Origin of the sequence: Alcaligenes sp. 1735tsa3, from assembly GCF_024134565.1 — a bacterium.
GTDB lineage: Bacteria > Pseudomonadota > Gammaproteobacteria > Burkholderiales > Burkholderiaceae_B > Alcaligenes > Alcaligenes phenolicus.
Genome location: NZ_CP099862.1, coordinates 1,434,330 through 1,448,505, shown reverse-complemented (window position 1 = coordinate 1,448,505; position 14,176 = coordinate 1,434,330). Strand labels below are relative to the sequence as shown.

Annotated in this window: 19 protein-coding genes; all 19 read right to left on the bottom strand. The window is 57.4% G+C overall.

Features of this window, described 5'->3' with window-relative positions:
- Nucleotides 1-3: 3 nt before the first annotated feature.
- The 19 genes from NIZ92_RS06640 to NIZ92_RS06550 all read right to left on the bottom strand — a co-directional run bounded on the left by NIZ92_RS06640 (nt 4) and on the right by NIZ92_RS06550 (nt 14,174).
- On the bottom strand, nt 4-588 hold the full coding sequence (locus tag NIZ92_RS06640; protein WP_254002916.1) for a hypothetical protein: 585 nt from the start codon (nt 586-588) through the stop codon (nt 4-6).
- A complete protein-coding gene (locus tag NIZ92_RS06635) occupies nt 588-1,016 on the bottom strand; it encodes a GNAT family acetyltransferase (RefSeq protein ID WP_254002915.1) in 429 nt (142 codons plus the stop codon). Before NIZ92_RS06635 ends, NIZ92_RS06640 begins: the two co-directional genes overlap by 1 nt.
- The gene (locus tag NIZ92_RS06630; RefSeq protein ID WP_254002914.1) at nt 1,013-3,274 is read right to left on the bottom strand and encodes a hypothetical protein; all 2,262 of its coding nucleotides are present in this window, start codon (nt 3,272-3,274) and stop codon (nt 1,013-1,015) included. The genes NIZ92_RS06635 and NIZ92_RS06630 overlap by 4 nt, the downstream gene beginning before the upstream one ends.
- Complete coding sequence (locus NIZ92_RS06625) at nt 3,274-3,861, bottom strand: hypothetical protein (protein ID WP_254002913.1); 588 nt, start codon at nt 3,859-3,861, stop codon at nt 3,274-3,276. The genes NIZ92_RS06630 and NIZ92_RS06625 overlap by 1 nt, the downstream gene beginning before the upstream one ends.
- Before the next feature lie 12 nt (nt 3,862-3,873).
- Nucleotides 3,874-4,197 (bottom strand): hypothetical protein, encoded by a 324-nt coding sequence (locus tag NIZ92_RS06620; RefSeq protein ID WP_254002912.1) that lies wholly within the window; start codon nt 4,195-4,197, stop codon nt 3,874-3,876.
- 3 nt (nt 4,198-4,200) lie between these two features.
- On the bottom strand, nt 4,201-4,647 hold the full coding sequence (locus tag NIZ92_RS06615) for a Bbp16 family capsid cement protein (RefSeq protein WP_219235805.1): 447 nt from the start codon (nt 4,645-4,647) through the stop codon (nt 4,201-4,203).
- A gap of 54 nt (nt 4,648-4,701) precedes the next feature.
- The gene (locus tag NIZ92_RS06610) at nt 4,702-5,715 is read right to left on the bottom strand and encodes a major capsid protein (protein WP_254002911.1); all 1,014 of its coding nucleotides are present in this window, start codon (nt 5,713-5,715) and stop codon (nt 4,702-4,704) included.
- Between the two features lie 18 nt (nt 5,716-5,733).
- Nucleotides 5,734-6,474 (bottom strand): hypothetical protein, encoded by a 741-nt coding sequence (locus tag NIZ92_RS06605; protein ID WP_254002910.1) that lies wholly within the window; start codon nt 6,472-6,474, stop codon nt 5,734-5,736.
- Nucleotides 6,458-6,751, bottom strand: coding sequence for a hypothetical protein (locus NIZ92_RS06600; RefSeq protein ID WP_254002909.1), 294 nt, complete (start codon nt 6,749-6,751; stop codon nt 6,458-6,460). Before NIZ92_RS06600 ends, NIZ92_RS06605 begins: the two co-directional genes overlap by 17 nt.
- On the bottom strand, nt 6,748-8,397 hold the full coding sequence (locus NIZ92_RS06595; RefSeq protein WP_254002908.1) for a portal protein: 1,650 nt from the start codon (nt 8,395-8,397) through the stop codon (nt 6,748-6,750). Before NIZ92_RS06595 ends, NIZ92_RS06600 begins: the two co-directional genes overlap by 4 nt.
- On the bottom strand, nt 8,397-8,606 hold the full coding sequence (locus NIZ92_RS06590) for a hypothetical protein (RefSeq protein WP_254002907.1): 210 nt from the start codon (nt 8,604-8,606) through the stop codon (nt 8,397-8,399). The genes NIZ92_RS06595 and NIZ92_RS06590 overlap by 1 nt, the downstream gene beginning before the upstream one ends.
- A 77-nt stretch (nt 8,607-8,683) precedes the next feature.
- Nucleotides 8,684-10,126, bottom strand: a complete 1,443-nt coding sequence (locus tag NIZ92_RS06585) for a terminase (protein WP_254002906.1) — start codon at nt 10,124-10,126, stop codon at nt 8,684-8,686.
- Nucleotides 10,123-10,647, bottom strand: coding sequence for a terminase small subunit (locus NIZ92_RS06580; protein WP_254002905.1), 525 nt, complete (start codon nt 10,645-10,647; stop codon nt 10,123-10,125). The genes NIZ92_RS06585 and NIZ92_RS06580 overlap by 4 nt, the downstream gene beginning before the upstream one ends.
- Before the next feature lie 431 nt (nt 10,648-11,078).
- Complete coding sequence (locus NIZ92_RS06575) at nt 11,079-11,414, bottom strand: DUF1064 domain-containing protein (protein WP_254002904.1); 336 nt, start codon at nt 11,412-11,414, stop codon at nt 11,079-11,081.
- On the bottom strand, nt 11,411-12,121 hold the full coding sequence (locus NIZ92_RS06570; RefSeq protein ID WP_254002903.1) for a replication protein P: 711 nt from the start codon (nt 12,119-12,121) through the stop codon (nt 11,411-11,413). The genes NIZ92_RS06575 and NIZ92_RS06570 overlap by 4 nt, the downstream gene beginning before the upstream one ends.
- A complete protein-coding gene (locus tag NIZ92_RS06565) occupies nt 12,105-12,827 on the bottom strand; it encodes a helix-turn-helix domain-containing protein (RefSeq protein ID WP_254002902.1) in 723 nt (240 codons plus the stop codon). Before NIZ92_RS06565 ends, NIZ92_RS06570 begins: the two co-directional genes overlap by 17 nt.
- On the bottom strand, nt 12,824-13,201 hold the full coding sequence (locus NIZ92_RS06560; protein ID WP_254002901.1) for a nuclease domain-containing protein: 378 nt from the start codon (nt 13,199-13,201) through the stop codon (nt 12,824-12,826). The genes NIZ92_RS06565 and NIZ92_RS06560 overlap by 4 nt, the downstream gene beginning before the upstream one ends.
- A complete protein-coding gene (locus NIZ92_RS06555) occupies nt 13,198-13,611 on the bottom strand; it encodes a recombination protein NinB (protein ID WP_254002900.1) in 414 nt (137 codons plus the stop codon). Before NIZ92_RS06555 ends, NIZ92_RS06560 begins: the two co-directional genes overlap by 4 nt.
- Nucleotides 13,608-14,174, bottom strand: coding sequence for an HNH endonuclease (locus NIZ92_RS06550; protein ID WP_254002899.1), 567 nt, complete (start codon nt 14,172-14,174; stop codon nt 13,608-13,610). Before NIZ92_RS06550 ends, NIZ92_RS06555 begins: the two co-directional genes overlap by 4 nt.
- Between the last annotated feature and the right edge of the window lie 2 nt (nt 14,175-14,176).

Below are 14,176 nucleotides of genomic sequence, written 5' to 3'. Positions count from 1 at the left end.
ACCTTACCCCCAGTATTGATTCACGTTGCCGACGCGCAGCCCGACACCACCGCCAGGCGCGAGACCGCTGCCGCGAGTGGCTGCGCTTGCTGCACCCGCTTTGGTGGCCAGCCCATACCCGGCCGCACCCGAAAGTACGCTCGTCGCCGCACTAAGGTACCCAGCTCGGCGGGCGTTCTTGCCTGACTGGCGCAGTGTTTTAGCGGCATAGCGATCCATCACGGCCTGCTGCTCAAAGCCTTGTCCTTGTAGCAATGCCTGGTATCGGGTCTGTAGCGCGTCCATTTCCAAGTCGCGGGCCGACTGCTCTTGTATCGCCATGGCCGTCCCACTACCAGACTCAAAGCCGGATTCGGCCACCGAAGCACGGACATCTGCTTGTTGCTGGGAAGCGCTACGGCGCTGGGCCAGCTCATTCTGTAGCCCGGCATCGTAGGCCTGTCGCGCCTGAATGTCGGACATCTTGGCATTACGCTCAGCAGCATTTGCTTGTTGTCCATAGGCTGCGGCCTGCTGGTTGCCCTGCATGATGGCCCCACCAGCCTGTAGCGCTGTAGAGCCAATGATGGCGGCGGTAAATGGATCCATTACTTCACCTTTGCGTAGAGAAAGCAGTCCCGGCCATCCGGGGTGTAAGCGGCCATGAGGCCTTCGCGTTTGAAGCCCAGGCGTTCTGCCCAGGCGATCCCAGACTCATGCTGGCTATCCACCGTCATTTCCAAGCGTCGCCAAGGGGCTGATTCGACAACGCGGGACACCACCCGGTGAATGGTTTTGAATTGACTAAGTGCAGCGTCAGAGAGCAATGCCCACGCCATGCCGCGCTGGGGGTGCATCTCAACAATCCCGGCGCAAGCGATGGCAGTGCCGTTATCGTCCAGTGCTGCCCAGCCCACGCCATTCGCTGATGCCAAGGCTCGGGCGTGTTCTGGTGTCACTGTTGGGATGGCGTAGGCTTGTGCTTGTTGCAACTGGACAGCCAGCAGGTGCTCGGAGGTAAGGGCTACGATCTTCATCGGTCATCCTGAGTGCCAACGACCGGCATCAAAGCCAGCAACGTGACCGGCAAGGGCTGGTCATTCGTGTACCAAATCTTGGCCGAACGCTCATAGCCACCACGCCACGGGATTGGCTCACTATCCCCAGAGTAAAGCGGCGGTGGATTGTTCATACGCTGGCTGGGCCTGCGAAAGTTCAATGTCTCAAGATTGTCTGGAGATGGGCCGAGGTTTCCGCCCAGACTGCGGTGCATGCGAACGATCACATTGGTTATGCGTTTGATCTTGCCTTGAGCGGTGCCATTGGTGGCTCCCGCCTCCACCCCCATCGATGCCATTACGCAGGGAGCAGGCAGGCCAACGTGCACTACCGATCCGGGGTACTGCAGATCAATGGAGCCATTGGTAACAACGCGATCAGGAGAGGCCGCGCCGTCCACAAGGGCTTGTACAGTCTGCCCCTCCAGGTGTTCCAGCCCTGAAATCGTCGTTGCCTCTGGGCCTCGGTAGGTCAGCCCGCAATCCACATAGAACGCTTCGGTGTGATCTTCCTGAGAGCCAAGCGGATTTCGCAGCAGCTCAACGTATCGCACGGTCTTGCCGTTAATCTCACGTCGAACGATCAGCCACAGATCACTGCCCATGCCATTGGGCGCAGGCATCGTCTCAACAGACTCGACCCAGCCATTAACCATCGGATGTGGGTGCCAGGCGTACACGTCGCTTCGCCCTGGCTCCTGATCATAGGTGCAACCGACCAGCACGCCGTCAGCACGAGCAACCCAGATAATTGAATCTGGCTCTTGCTGATAGGTCAGATCAATGGCGCCGGCACGAAGGATGTGTTCAGCCAGCTTGGTTGTGTCATTCGATGCGTAGTTATTGGTGTCATAGTCGAACACGTAATCGCGCAACTTCTGGCCAGAGGCCTGGATGAACAGTATCCGCCCACCAACCTCGACCGGAACGATAGAGCGGGATCCGTAACTGGTGCGTCGCTCTGCGCGGACGTTGGCCGGGCCTACTGCCTGGCTGCCTTGAATAGGGCCAACAAGCCATTCATCGCCATCAGTGCCAATGATCAGCTCGTCCGACTCCACCACCCAGACCGCGCGGTTGATCTGCCGTGCGTTCAGCGTCTGAATAATTGCTGAGTCAGTTTCAACCTCACCCGCGGACTTTGCCTCAAAGTTCTCAAAGTCGCCGGTAACGCTCATGGCGATCTTTCTACCTCGTACCAGCACCAAGCGATTGCGCCAGAATGCGCCATGCTCGGGGAACCCTGACTGTGAGGTAAACAGCGGATTGGCCCATTTCCACGATCCTTGCGCGACCACATCATTGGGCAGGCGATCAACAACACTGCCGACTGCTTGTGTATCGCTGTTTACGCCTTCAATCTTTACGATGCCATAGCCAGCGTGCAGAAACTGCCACTCAACCCCGATAGAGCCGCGCTGATCATTTGGAAGTGGTTTCCCGTCACCATCCCAGGCCTTGCCCTCAGTGTGAATAGGGGTGACGTTACCCGTCACTTGTGGGCCTTCGTCATCGTCTGGGCCAATGGCGGTACAGATATATACCCGGTTATCTACCCGTCGGTAATCACCGACAGCCACCTCTTGATATACCCCCCAAGGTCGCACAGACGCTATATCGTCAGTTTCGATCATGAAAAGGTGGCCGACATGCCAAGACTGAAACAAGCCCGCACTCGCGGTCAGATCGACTTGCCCGGTGGTTGCACTGGAACGGACAGAGACATTCTTGTCCGTATTCGGGTCATCGAATGGGCCATTGGCAAATTCGACCGTAGCAAGCGAAAAGGTAGTCTCAGTAGTGCGCAGCAGCTTACGAGGCTGATGCCGCGCATGAAACAGGTACATCGTGTCAGCCGATTGCACGGCACGAAGAGCAAACAGGCCATTCCCATCTGTCAGATCTTCGGCAGAGTACGGCGTGGCCACCTCTACCGGTACGCCACCAGGCGCGAGTAATCCCCGAGCTGTATAGAAACGGATGTAATACGGGCCAATCTCCAGCATGTAGGAGACGCGCTCCGAAACCTGAAACCGCAACAGCCAAGCCCGGCCAGCCTTTACCGGGTGGATGAATTGAGTGCCACCACGGCGCACAAGTGGACCCTGCACGAGCGGCAGAAAGTTTTGCAGCACGCTGCAGCTATTGAAGTACTTGGCTAAGTCTGTGCGGCCGCCCATCAGCGGGGACATCTCGCCCCCATCGAAGGTTTGCAGGATCGGGGTTTCTTTCGCCATCAGTTACGCGCCTCCAGCCAGGTATCGTCAGATGTAGCCAGTGCAGGCCGCTCGATGGCATTGGCGCGTCGTGCTGCCTGCAGGGCTTGTTCATACTCCGCCCACATGGCTTGTTTCTTTGTGTTGGATTGCGTCAGCGTCTCGCAGGCTTCGGCAGCCAGGCGGCAGGCCAGCGCCTCGACAAACAGGGCATCGAACAAGGTGGGGTCATCGACTCGCTTGATATATCGGATCCGCAGGGGGCCTGGGTGATCAATCAGGATCCTGCTCCCCTCGATGCTGTACCAGCCGCCAACGGTGGGACGTGGTGTAGCACGCACATCACTGATCTTGACCAGGCGCAGGTAGTCCGATGGCAACTGAAACTGATGGGTGTAGCCGAATGCTGGGTGATCAGATAAAGCAGGCAACTCTGCCCGCGCTTTGGCAAAGTGCCAGAGGTTCGCCCGCAGCTCTGCTTCACACACGATGTCAAACATGGAGTCCATGGTGTTTGACGATTGGGAGTCATCATCCAGCGCAATAATGCGCGCTTCACCGAGTTTGGTGAGCGCGCGGTTTGCGATGGCTACTTTGGAAACAGCCATGGCGTTACTCCATTACGGCGAGTTGGGGGCGTCGGTTCCGCTGCCGCCTTGGGAGGTCTGCGCCTGCGATTCGTCCTGATTCGTCTGGGCATTCTCTGCCTTGCCCCCAGATTTTGGGGAGGTCTCGTTTCCCTGGTCACCTTTACTCTTCGCAGGAGACTCTTTCTTGCTGGAAACGAGCTCCATCCATTTCCCAGGCTTGCCATGGAACTCAAACTCTTCACCGGCTTCGACGATACGCATCACGCGTCGGTTAGGGGAGGAGTCTGCTCGTTTGACCGGTTTGTAAGCATCAGCTGGGATCTGACCGCGTTGTTTGGCGATGTATCGGGCCATGGTTTACTCCACGATGTAGCCAGATGCATAGGCGCGATTGGCTTGGGCATCTTTAACAATGAAAGCCGAGAACGAACCTGCCGTCAGTGGCCCGGTATCGACCGTGTAACGGATTCCTAGGTATCGCTTGTAGTCGCCACCAGGCAAACGAACTCGTACCAACTCTGCACCTGCAGTGATGTTTGCCAGAGCTTTAGGGCCAGAGTTGTAGTGCACCGTAGGAGAGGACATCCCTGGTGCAGCACTGGACTCCAAGGTAATTGCCACGGTCGCTGCACCTGCCGCAGTAGCTGCTTTGTCGACTTGCACCACCAGCCATACAGGCTCACCTGCACCGATGTCCTGAACAGGATTTTTACCGGACGGGTTCAGATCGATCACGTTCGTGGAAAGGGCCGAGGCTGTGATTGCTTGGCTGTCCGAGAACTCATTGGATTTATCGAGAATCATGATGTATTGCTCCAAATTGAGGAAAGAGGGAAGGGGCCCAGAGGCCCCGGCCAATTACGCCGTGACTCGCGCCTCGGTGTTCAGCAGTTGGTCCACCGTGCGGATGGGAATGCCGAGGAAGTTGGTTTCGAACTGGTCAGCAGCTTCACGGATGGACAGTGCGTTGTGCGACTTGTTGAGCGCCATCTTGTCCAGAGCTGCGCGTATGGTGCGATTGACGTAGATGCGCGGCTGCACATTGCCGGACAGGCGCGGCAGGCGGTGCTTAAGATCGATTAGCATCTCAATCAGTTTCTGATCGGCCATGGTGCCAGTGCCCGAGCTGGCGTCGGAGACGTCCACGTTTGCCAGGCGTGCAACATAGCGCCAGTCCTTCACCACCAGGCCGCAATCCCACTTGAACAGGTCGCCATAAGCTCGGTAGCGGTTATTGTTGGTATCGAACGCGTCGATCTCGCCCAAGTCCTGGTGAACGATGCCGGCCTTGGAGTTCTTCGGATAGATGCCGAAAGCTGTGGTTTTGCCCCAGCCGATCAGGTAAATCGAGGTGTTGTCGTTGCCGGTGCCGCGACCGTCTACCACGTTCTGAGCGCTGGGCGAATTGCTCGGGTCGGCCAACTCGTTGTATCGAGGTTGCAGGCCGTAGAATTGCTCGGGGTCGATCGAGGTGTCGCCGTAGAGCAAGGTAGTGCAGAAGCTCTGGCCCATTGCTTCGATGTGTGTAGAGGCTTCATCCATGCGGAACGTGGCCGGGTTGTTCGCCATGCGCACGGAATCCACATCCGGCTCGCTGCGGGACGTGAGTTGCCCTGTAGTGTCATCGACTTGAGCGGTAGTACTCTTGGACACCGGCACGCCGCCGTACATTTTGCGCCAGGTTGGGGTGGGCAGGCCGGTTCGGATCGTGGTGCGGTTACCGGTCGGCAGGTTACCTTCTACCCAAGGGATGTCTTGAATGATTTCGTTGGTCTGAGCCAAGAGCTCAGCCACGTCGGCTGTGTCGCCATTCGGATCCAGCCGTTTTGCGACATCGATGATGCTGAGGGATTGATTTCCAATGGTGGGCATTTCGGCCTCCTTTGATGATTAACGATTCATGCTCGGAAACATCCGAGCGGCTCGGGCGGCTTCAGGATCAGCCGGAGAGGCTGCGCCGCCACGGTCGCCTCCCTCCGGAGTAAGAGTTCCTTCGCCCAGGTGCTTACCGATCCGGGAGAACAAGCGCAGCGTTTCGGCATCGCCCAGGGCGCTGGAGATCTTCTCGATTGCATCGGCTTCTACTCCGAAGGTGCGAACAGCCCGGCGTCCCAGCTCGGCATTGGCGTCAAACTGTTGGCCCCACTCTTTACGCAGCGTGGCAAGGTCAGCCTCGCCCTGTTGCTCACGAGCCAGGTCAGCGGCTTGCTGTTGGGCTGCGGCGTACTCGTTCCACTTCGTTGCCAGAGCCTGGGCCTGTTCGGCTGGCACACCGGCTTCATGCATCCACTTGGCCGCTTCGGTCGCAAAGGCAGCGTCCTGGCCCTCGGGGACGGGCAACTTGTAGGCGTCGGGAGATTCGGGCACAGCCGTTTTAACCTCCAGGTCCTGCAGCGCCTTGGCTGCTTCACCTGCATCCTTGAAACCTTTTCCGGAGATAAAGTCTTTCAGGGCTGGGTCCTGGATGCTGTCGTGCCATGCGGGTTGCGTGCCGGTTTCTTGGCCAGCTGGTGTTGGTGGGGCGGCAGGGGGCGGCGTCTGCTCGCCACCGAAACCGCCTTCTGCACCGCCTTCTCCCGCTTGTTGACGCAGCAAACGAGCAAAAAGCCCACGTTTATTCAGTACGTTCATTCTCACGCTCCATGATTTGATTGATCTGCTCGTCGGTCATGCGTAAGACCTTGGCAATGTGAAAGAAGGCTTCCCGGCGTCCCTCGGCCAGCATGGTGGCGTGGGTATCAACTGAGCCGGTAATTCGGGAGGTGGCAACCGATGAGCTGCCCACCTTGCAGAACTTGGCCAGGTCGGCAATCACGGTCTCACCATCTCGACCGGAGAACGTGCGGCGGTAGGCGTTGCGTAGGCCCGTCAACATGCGCACTCGGCGTGCGATCCGTTCAATGCTCATATCTGTGCGCTCCCTGCTATTTGTTGAGCTTGTGCAATGTCTTTGGCAGCACCAGCAGCGACTGGGGCGGCTTCAAGGATCTGAGCCGCTTGTTCCTGCTGTGCTGCCGCTTCATTCGCTGCCTGCACATCCTCTTCGTCCACCATGTATTTCTCGGGGACACTGAATACACGGCCAAGTCCGCGAACAATGGCCGGGGAGTTCATAACGCGGGCTGCGTTCGGGTCGGCCTGAATGAATGGAGAGGCGGCTTCGGCCCAGCGCAAAACATTTGCGCCTTCTTCGGCGCGCATTGCCTGGTTGAGCGGGCTGTCATATTCAATCTCAATGGCCCCGCCAATTTCTTCCAGCTCCGGTGGCATAGGAGGCAAAGCGCCTGCATTTGAAAGAATGTCGATCTCGCGGGTGATCTGTGGACCCAACTGCTCAGACTGGACGCGGCCCATGGTGGGGCCCAGCAAGATCCCTTTTTCTTGGGCGCGTTGCAGCACTTCTGTGGCGGTCATCTGATGGTTGTCCACCAAGATCTGGAACAGGGTCACGTAGAACGCCAGATTGACGGCCTCGCGTTTCTGGTCCGCATAGTTAATGCCCATGGGGACGTTCTTGCCCAGGTCAAGTGGTTTGATGAGCTGCTCACCACGCTCGTTCAAGTACCCGAAGTTCAAGGCACCAGAGCGCAGATCAAACGACTCAAGGGCACCGTCATCAGCGAGAATCAACGGCGGGTCAACGGCCTTCTGCGCGCCCTTGATGTTGGTCTTCTCGATGCGATTGAGCATGCGCACATCGGGCAATGCCTCCATCGCAGGAGAGTAGCCATAAGCGGAGTCGTCAGCAGCGTAGAAGCGACCAATGGCAAGCGGAAACACGCGGTATCCGCTGTGCTCAACGATCTCATTACCTGCATCCATAGCAATCCAGACGGATTGAATGGGCATGTTCCGGCTGCCAACCAACCCAGATTCGTGGTCGCGTCGTGGACGAATGGCATGCAGGAACTCGAACTTACGCTCCATGTCGTTGCGGTCAATGGCGTTGCGAATGGCAAGAGGCAACTCATCGGCACCCCATCGCTGCGCAGCTTGCCGTGCAGTCAGTGTCCAAGCAATGTGGGCCTTATCTACGACGCCATAGGCGTCTTCAGAGAACCAGAGCCGGTTCAGACGCAGATTGCGGTACCGGATACCCTGGCCAAGAACGTCGTCAATCATCAGGCCGCCAGCACCAAACGAGCCATGGCTGATATAGGACTCACCGGATTGGGACGCGAAGTTTGCCCGCCACTGGTAGCGCTGGGCGAACAGGATGTTGGTGACTTGCTCCAGGTACTGACGCACAGCGGGCGACTCGCGCAGGTTCTCGTCAGAGACCGTGAGCTTGTGCCAGCGTTGTGTGCGGGGCGTGATCATCGAGTCCATGGCGGCCGCAAAGTGGCGCAAGGCCAGCATGGGCGTGGAGTCGTAGATTTCCTGAGTCCGCTTCTCGCCAGGATTGATATTGCTATCCTGCTTGAACTTGCGATAGCGCGGCAGGACGGTGGAGATCACTTCGTCCCATTGCGACTCAAACGACCGACGCGCCTGCTTCATGGCTTCATGATCGGCCAGGATCTCGCGCACCAGATCGACGTCGGCGTTCTGCATTACGAGCCCAGCAGAGTCTTGGTGGCCACAGAACCAGGCTTAGCGGTAGCGTCACCGGCCAGGACCGTGCTTGCAGTCCCACGACGACGGCGCAGGCGTTCAGCCTCTGCGGAGCCAGCGGCAGCCGCGTCCGTAGTACTGGGCGGCGCGGCTGGCGCAGGTGGATCGGGGATCTTGGGCGTACTTGGCTTGCTAAAAAAGCTGCTCATAGCGGCATCCGTATTTATAGATGCCACCAGTTTCTATAAGCGCACCCGGACTTTTGTCCGAATTTAAGCAGCGCTTATCAATCCATCTTGGCGAACCTTGACCGCCCTGCTCTTCGTCTTGCGGTAGACACAGGGAAAGCGAACGACAGGCAAAGCGCATCTGCCCGGTTCGGGCTTGGCAATCCGCGCTTCTTCATGTCTTTCTTTGATTCGATCTGAATTTTTCCATCCAGTCTGGCCACGGTTTCCGGTCCGGTAATTTCATCCACCAGCACCTGGTCGTCTGGAATGGAACCACCTTCTTTCAGCCAGTCCCGCATTGACTTCCACATTTCGGCACGTTTGTTGAGGCAGCCAGGGTCATTGGACTCCCCAGAGAACCAGACAAGACGCCAGCTGCGCCCAAGTGTTTTTCCTGCCGACACAATCCCGGTACCGTAGCCAGCGTCCACAAAGACGGCATCAGCCTTGTGTTCATCCTCCAGCCGCGCAAGTAGCTGAGCGACTTCGATATCGTTGTCGTTCTTGGGTAGGACCGCCAGAACATCAAATTTCAAGCCTTGGCGCTTGCCGATCACAATATCGTCGTCACCCTCCCAGGCAGGGTCACAGGTCAAGATCACTGGCGCAAAGTTGTATTGGCTTTCGTCCAGGTGACGTCCTTGCGCAGCCTCAGCATCAGCGGAGCTAACGAACTGCTTGAGCGACATAGAAGGGAAGATCCCGCGAATACGGACTTTCACGATGTCGCTGTCCACGCCGTAGGTGTCTACCATTTCCTGCAGGTACTCTTTGTTAGTACCTTCCACCGTGCGGCTGTCGATCTGAAATGTCTTCCACAGCTTGCGATGCTTGCGGAAGCACTCGCGGAATCGACCACTGTTCCGTGTCGGGTTCCCAAAGGCTATCCAGATAATCTCGGTGTCGGCGTCAGTCAGCGCCCCCTCGGCTACTTCCCAGACCTTGTCAGCGATAGCAGACGCTTCATCAAAGATCAGGATGATTCGCTTGCCTTCGTTGTGCAGGCCCGCGAAAGCCTCCGTGTTGTTCTCGCTCCATGGGATTGCGTCGGCCCGCCAAGACTTCTCAGCCTCGGGGTCAGCACTGGAAACTGCGGTGGCTGTGCTTTTAAACAGGTCGCTGGTTTCTGCCAGGCGCTGCCATTTAGATATCTCCGGCCAGGTCTTTGTCCGCAACTGGGTTTCTGTGTTGGCTGTCACGACCACGCGCGTATCAACGCAAGTATCTAGCGCCCACTTAAGAATCATGCTGATCCCGGCCGACTTACCAATACCGTGACCAGAGGCAACGGCAATACGCAAAGGAGTGAACCGAGTTGCAGGGTTGCTCAAATGCTCGCCAATTGCGTCCAGCACTTGGCCTTGCCACTCTCGGGGGCCTGCGTGACGCGCCAGTTCGGTGCCCTCTTCGCCCCATGGGTACACCTGCTCTACATACTCCCGAGGTTTATGAGCAAAACTGAGCAGGTAATCCAGGTCATCATCTGTAATTTCACTCATGCCTCAGTCTTCCTGCGACGGCGCATGCGCTCGGCCATGCCCTTGATACTTCCCGAATGCTCAACGCGGTCCTTAAATGCCTGTACACCAACGTGGCGACCTATCAGTTCCAAGTTCTTGATCTTGTCCGGCCACTTGATCTTCTTCACTACTGCGATACGCGCCTCTTCATCACCCTGCGCAATCTCCATCACATCCAAACCGCTGATCATCTGGCGCCAGATCCTGGGCCACTCAGCTATGGGCTTGACCGAGCCGTCATCCGCAAGAATGTCCAGCGCATCCATCTGGTCTATCTCGCCCAGGCGACTCAATACGTAAGCGGCATCGATCTTCACTTGCTGGGAACGCTCTTCCAGCAGCTTCCTTACGTATTGCTGAACACTAACGTTTGCTAACAGCCGGGCCGCTTGCTCATTGGCTGTCCTTTGGCTGTAGCCGGCCCGAGTCGCTGCCTGCGTCCCATTCAGATCTCTAACGTACTCTTCAGCAAACCGCGCTTGCTTTGGTGGCAATTTCATTCTTCAAATCCTGGCAATGTAAGTGTCCCGCTGCACTGGTTAATCTGCCCTTGGGGTTTCTTCTTCGATAGCATCTGGATCAGAGCTGGAACGGTGAGGCCGTATGCTTGAGCGACTGCGGGTAAATGCTCGGTGGGCATATGTGACACCTCCCTCTGACGCTTTCTTGTTGAGGCCATTGACCGCGGCAATGAGGCCGGGCATCTTGGAGCACTCTCTCTATCCAGACCTGTATGCTTCTCCCATAGCGCAAGCAGCAGCTCCCCCCTCCAATGTGATGGGGATGAACCGCTCATGTACTTTCTAACCATCTTTTCATCTATCGCCCCAAGCTGACGCGCAATCTCAACCTGACCCACGCCAGACCGACGTAGATCAAAGATGATCTCTGACCAATCGAAGTCAACGAGAACCCCGCGCATCACCACAGTTCAGACCTCCCTCACCGAAATGCCGTGAACCTGGAGCATGAGCTTTCGCTTCACGACGTAGTCCCGCGTACGCATGCCTTTGGCGTCCTCAATTACCTGCTGACCGGTGCGGACGTCCGTATATCGGAAGTCAGCCACGTACTCACAGGCCCGTTCCGTCTTACCGTCAGCCCGGCGCTGCTTGGGGATCAGCTCGAACCGTGGCTGCAACTCCAGGTCGGTGATCTGCCCTGCTCGCTCCAGCAGTTTCAGTTGCTGGTAGCGGGCGGCTTCCAGCTTGCTTGGAAACTGAATGCCGTCGATCACCGTCTTGCGGTTTCCGTACTTGCGTTTCATGCAGCCTCTCCCTGAGCTGCACGGGCCATATTCAACACCGTCAAAGTGCGGCCCTTGGGGGCTCGCAGGATCTTCCCAGCCCAAGCCTTTTGGTCTTTCCCCGTCTGGCTGACAGCCTGCCGCGTCAGATCTCGCACTTTCTTCTGTCCCTCTGCGCGCACTTCTTCGGAGTCCACAGGTGACGGCAAGGCAAGAGCCGGAGCTGGTATGTCAGCCCAAACGCCCAAGGCAAGCTGGCTGGCCAGAGCTTTGTTCCAGCGGTTCTCCAGTTGCTGGTAAGCCTGGTTCATCATGTCGTACTGCCCGACCGCAATGGCAGCGTGAAAGATCGCTGGGTGAGACCATGTGCCTACTTCGCCATTTGCCCGGGCCTGCATACCGCGTACCGCTTCAAAGAACGCCACATCCGCTTCCAGATGCGGCCGGCATGCACGCAAAAACTCTGGCAGGCTCGGCGGCCAGTCGAACATGCGGCGGCAATTCTTGATGCCCAAGGCTACGTCCTGCGGGGCAATGCCCTCTTCGTCAAACGCTTCTGCCCAGGCTTCTTTCCAGTCTTGGATGGCCTGAATATCCTTGAAGTTCGAGCGGAACTTGTTCGGGTAAATGCCGTTCAAGCGGTTGTACAGGTGGTCCATCAGGCTGATGCCTTCCAGCTTTGGGTGAGCCATCAGCCATTGGTTTGGCGCTTCACACGTCGATAACATCGTCGTCTCCTCCTGGGCGTTTTCGATTGCGGTTCACGTAGGCCAGCGGGTCGAATCCGCCGCTGCTATGCCCGGCCTGCACTGAGTCCTTCACAGGAAAAATTCCAGTCCAGCCACGCTCAATGCTCTGCTCGATGGCAGCCGCTGGGTCGTGGCCATCAGCGTGCAGCTTCTCCAGGGTCCGCAGAGAAAGGCGTTTGGCAGCATCCGTCCATGCCTTACCGGATTTCTGCTTTCGGAACTCATCCCACATCGACCACGCATCAGCATCCAGCCAGCCGGGCACCTCCACGCTTATCTTCTTTTGCGGTTCCTTACGGTTCCTTGATGGTTCCTTTACGGTTCTGGGTGCAGCTGCTGCGGGGGTGGGTGCAAATGCTGCGGGGGTTCTGTCGTTATTTGCGGGGGTTTCGTCTTTATTTGCGCCCCGCATTTCCTGCGGGGGTGCAAATGCTGCGGGGGTGACGGTGTACACAGTGGACCGGCCTTGACGCTGTTGGGCTTGCAATGCACCAGCATCAATCAGCCACTTGATGGCATTCTGTACAGAGCGCTCCGATAAGCAGGTGCGCGCGGCAATGCTCTCAACAGATGGCCAGCACACGCCTTGGTCGTTTGCGTTGTCTGCCAGGGATATGAGCACGGCCTTCTGAGCAGGCGTCATGCCCTGCAATGGCCAGCACTCGGACATGATGATCGTGCTCATGCCTTCACTCCATCTCGAATAGGCGCCCAGCGGGCGTAAGCGGAATCCCAAAGAGCAAACTTCTCTGCTTTAGGCGCGCCAGATTGGTCAATGTATTGGTGGCAGGCCATACAGCCCGGCACCGTGAATTTGTCGTTTGCCTTGATGCCCATACCTTTGCCGTGTTTGGCCTGGTTGGAATGACAAGGCACTACTGAGTCGATACCGCCAGCGCCCCAGCACACGCCTGGCACCAGCAGGTAGCAAGGCTGCCCACGGCACAGATCCAGATAGGACTTGTCGTGCCATACGCGCTTCTTTGGTGTGGATTTCTTCCAGGCGCTGCGGGCCATTGGTTTTGCGGGAGCTTTGAGTGTGCTGTTAAAGGCTTTCACGATCCGCTCCCCAAAGACGTAGGCGACCAGCGAACGCCCTTCTCTGTTCCGAATGACAACGCCAGCTCGATCAGCTCGGACATTTGGCGCACCGTCATCTTGCTAGTGCGTTGGCCCAGCATCACAATCCCGCCTCGGATACCCTGAGACATGCGTGTCTCTTGGTTCAGGCTGGCCGATAGAACATCCTTCCATTCTTCGGCCTCCAGCTTGGTGGCTACCCCGTTGACCATCCAATCAACCTGCTTTGATAGGTCGGCCAGGATGGACCACATCATGGCGTTCTGATCCAGAGACCGCGTACGGGGACGAATCTCTACGTGGTAGCCTTCCTCAGCCTCCAAGATGTATCTGGCTGCATTTTTCCGAGCCGCATCGTGCGACAGGACGAATACTTTTCTTCCGCTCATGCCACATACCCCTCATGGAGACGTGTCTTTGCTTGCACGTAGGCTGAATGAGCGAGATCTGCTGAATCGAAATAGCCCAGCCAAACCTCTGCTCCATGGCTCATGATTCGGGCCCGATACTTGCCGCGCCTTGAGTCAAACGAGACACCCCGCAGGCCAGATAAAGACTTTGGGGCATCGTTTCTGTTGTGTGCATTTACTCTGGTCGGCACATCCCTAAGGTTGCTGATGCGGTTGTCTGTACGGATGCCGTTTATGTGGTCAACCTGATATGAAGGCCATTGCCCGTACACGTACAACCATGCCAGTCGATGTGCTAAGCGATCCTTCCCGAGAACCGAGAACGACAGATAGCCTTGCTTGTTGCATCTCCCCGCCACATCACCCTCATTGATGAAGTTCGACGTCCTGACCAATCTGGTGAAGACGCCGGTTTCAGGGTCATAGTGGACAAGTTGCCGAAGTTTCTCGGAACTCAACTCCTCTTGAGGCGCGTTCGCAATGGCATGGGCCGCGTTACGGCGCACCAAAGGGCTCACAAGATTGAATGTCTGTTTACTCATGG

What these genes read in the sequence shown, in the direction of transcription:
- NIZ92_RS06640 (WP_254002916.1), bottom strand. Translation starts at nt 588, where the DNA reads ATGGATCCATTTACCGCCGCCATCATTGGCTCTACAGCGCTACAGGCT.
- NIZ92_RS06635 (WP_254002915.1), bottom strand. Translation starts at nt 1,016, where the DNA reads ATGAAGATCGTAGCCCTTACCTCCGAGCACCTGCTGGCTGTCCAGTTG.
- NIZ92_RS06630 (WP_254002914.1), bottom strand. Translation starts at nt 3,274, where the DNA reads ATGGCGAAAGAAACCCCGATCCTGCAAACCTTCGATGGGGGCGAGATG.
- NIZ92_RS06625 (WP_254002913.1), bottom strand. Translation starts at nt 3,861, where the DNA reads ATGGCTGTTTCCAAAGTAGCCATCGCAAACCGCGCGCTCACCAAACTC.
- NIZ92_RS06620 (WP_254002912.1), bottom strand. Translation starts at nt 4,197, where the DNA reads ATGGCCCGATACATCGCCAAACAACGCGGTCAGATCCCAGCTGATGCT.
- NIZ92_RS06615 (WP_219235805.1), bottom strand. Translation starts at nt 4,647, where the DNA reads ATGATTCTCGATAAATCCAATGAGTTCTCGGACAGCCAAGCAATCACA.
- NIZ92_RS06610 (WP_254002911.1), bottom strand. Translation starts at nt 5,715, where the DNA reads ATGCCCACCATTGGAAATCAATCCCTCAGCATCATCGATGTCGCAAAA.
- NIZ92_RS06605 (WP_254002910.1), bottom strand. Translation starts at nt 6,474, where the DNA reads ATGAACGTACTGAATAAACGTGGGCTTTTTGCTCGTTTGCTGCGTCAA.
- NIZ92_RS06600 (WP_254002909.1), bottom strand. Translation starts at nt 6,751, where the DNA reads ATGAGCATTGAACGGATCGCACGCCGAGTGCGCATGTTGACGGGCCTA.
- NIZ92_RS06595 (WP_254002908.1), bottom strand. Translation starts at nt 8,397, where the DNA reads ATGCAGAACGCCGACGTCGATCTGGTGCGCGAGATCCTGGCCGATCAT.
- NIZ92_RS06590 (WP_254002907.1), bottom strand. Translation starts at nt 8,606, where the DNA reads ATGAGCAGCTTTTTTAGCAAGCCAAGTACGCCCAAGATCCCCGATCCA.
- NIZ92_RS06585 (WP_254002906.1), bottom strand. Translation starts at nt 10,126, where the DNA reads ATGAGTGAAATTACAGATGATGACCTGGATTACCTGCTCAGTTTTGCT.
- NIZ92_RS06580 (WP_254002905.1), bottom strand. Translation starts at nt 10,647, where the DNA reads ATGAAATTGCCACCAAAGCAAGCGCGGTTTGCTGAAGAGTACGTTAGA.
- NIZ92_RS06575 (WP_254002904.1), bottom strand. Translation starts at nt 11,414, where the DNA reads ATGAAACGCAAGTACGGAAACCGCAAGACGGTGATCGACGGCATTCAG.
- NIZ92_RS06570 (WP_254002903.1), bottom strand. Translation starts at nt 12,121, where the DNA reads ATGTTATCGACGTGTGAAGCGCCAAACCAATGGCTGATGGCTCACCCA.
- NIZ92_RS06565 (WP_254002902.1), bottom strand. Translation starts at nt 12,827, where the DNA reads ATGAGCACGATCATCATGTCCGAGTGCTGGCCATTGCAGGGCATGACG.
- NIZ92_RS06555 (WP_254002900.1), bottom strand. Translation starts at nt 13,611, where the DNA reads ATGAGCGGAAGAAAAGTATTCGTCCTGTCGCACGATGCGGCTCGGAAA.
- NIZ92_RS06550 (WP_254002899.1), bottom strand. Translation starts at nt 14,174, where the DNA reads ATGAGTAAACAGACATTCAATCTTGTGAGCCCTTTGGTGCGCCGTAAC.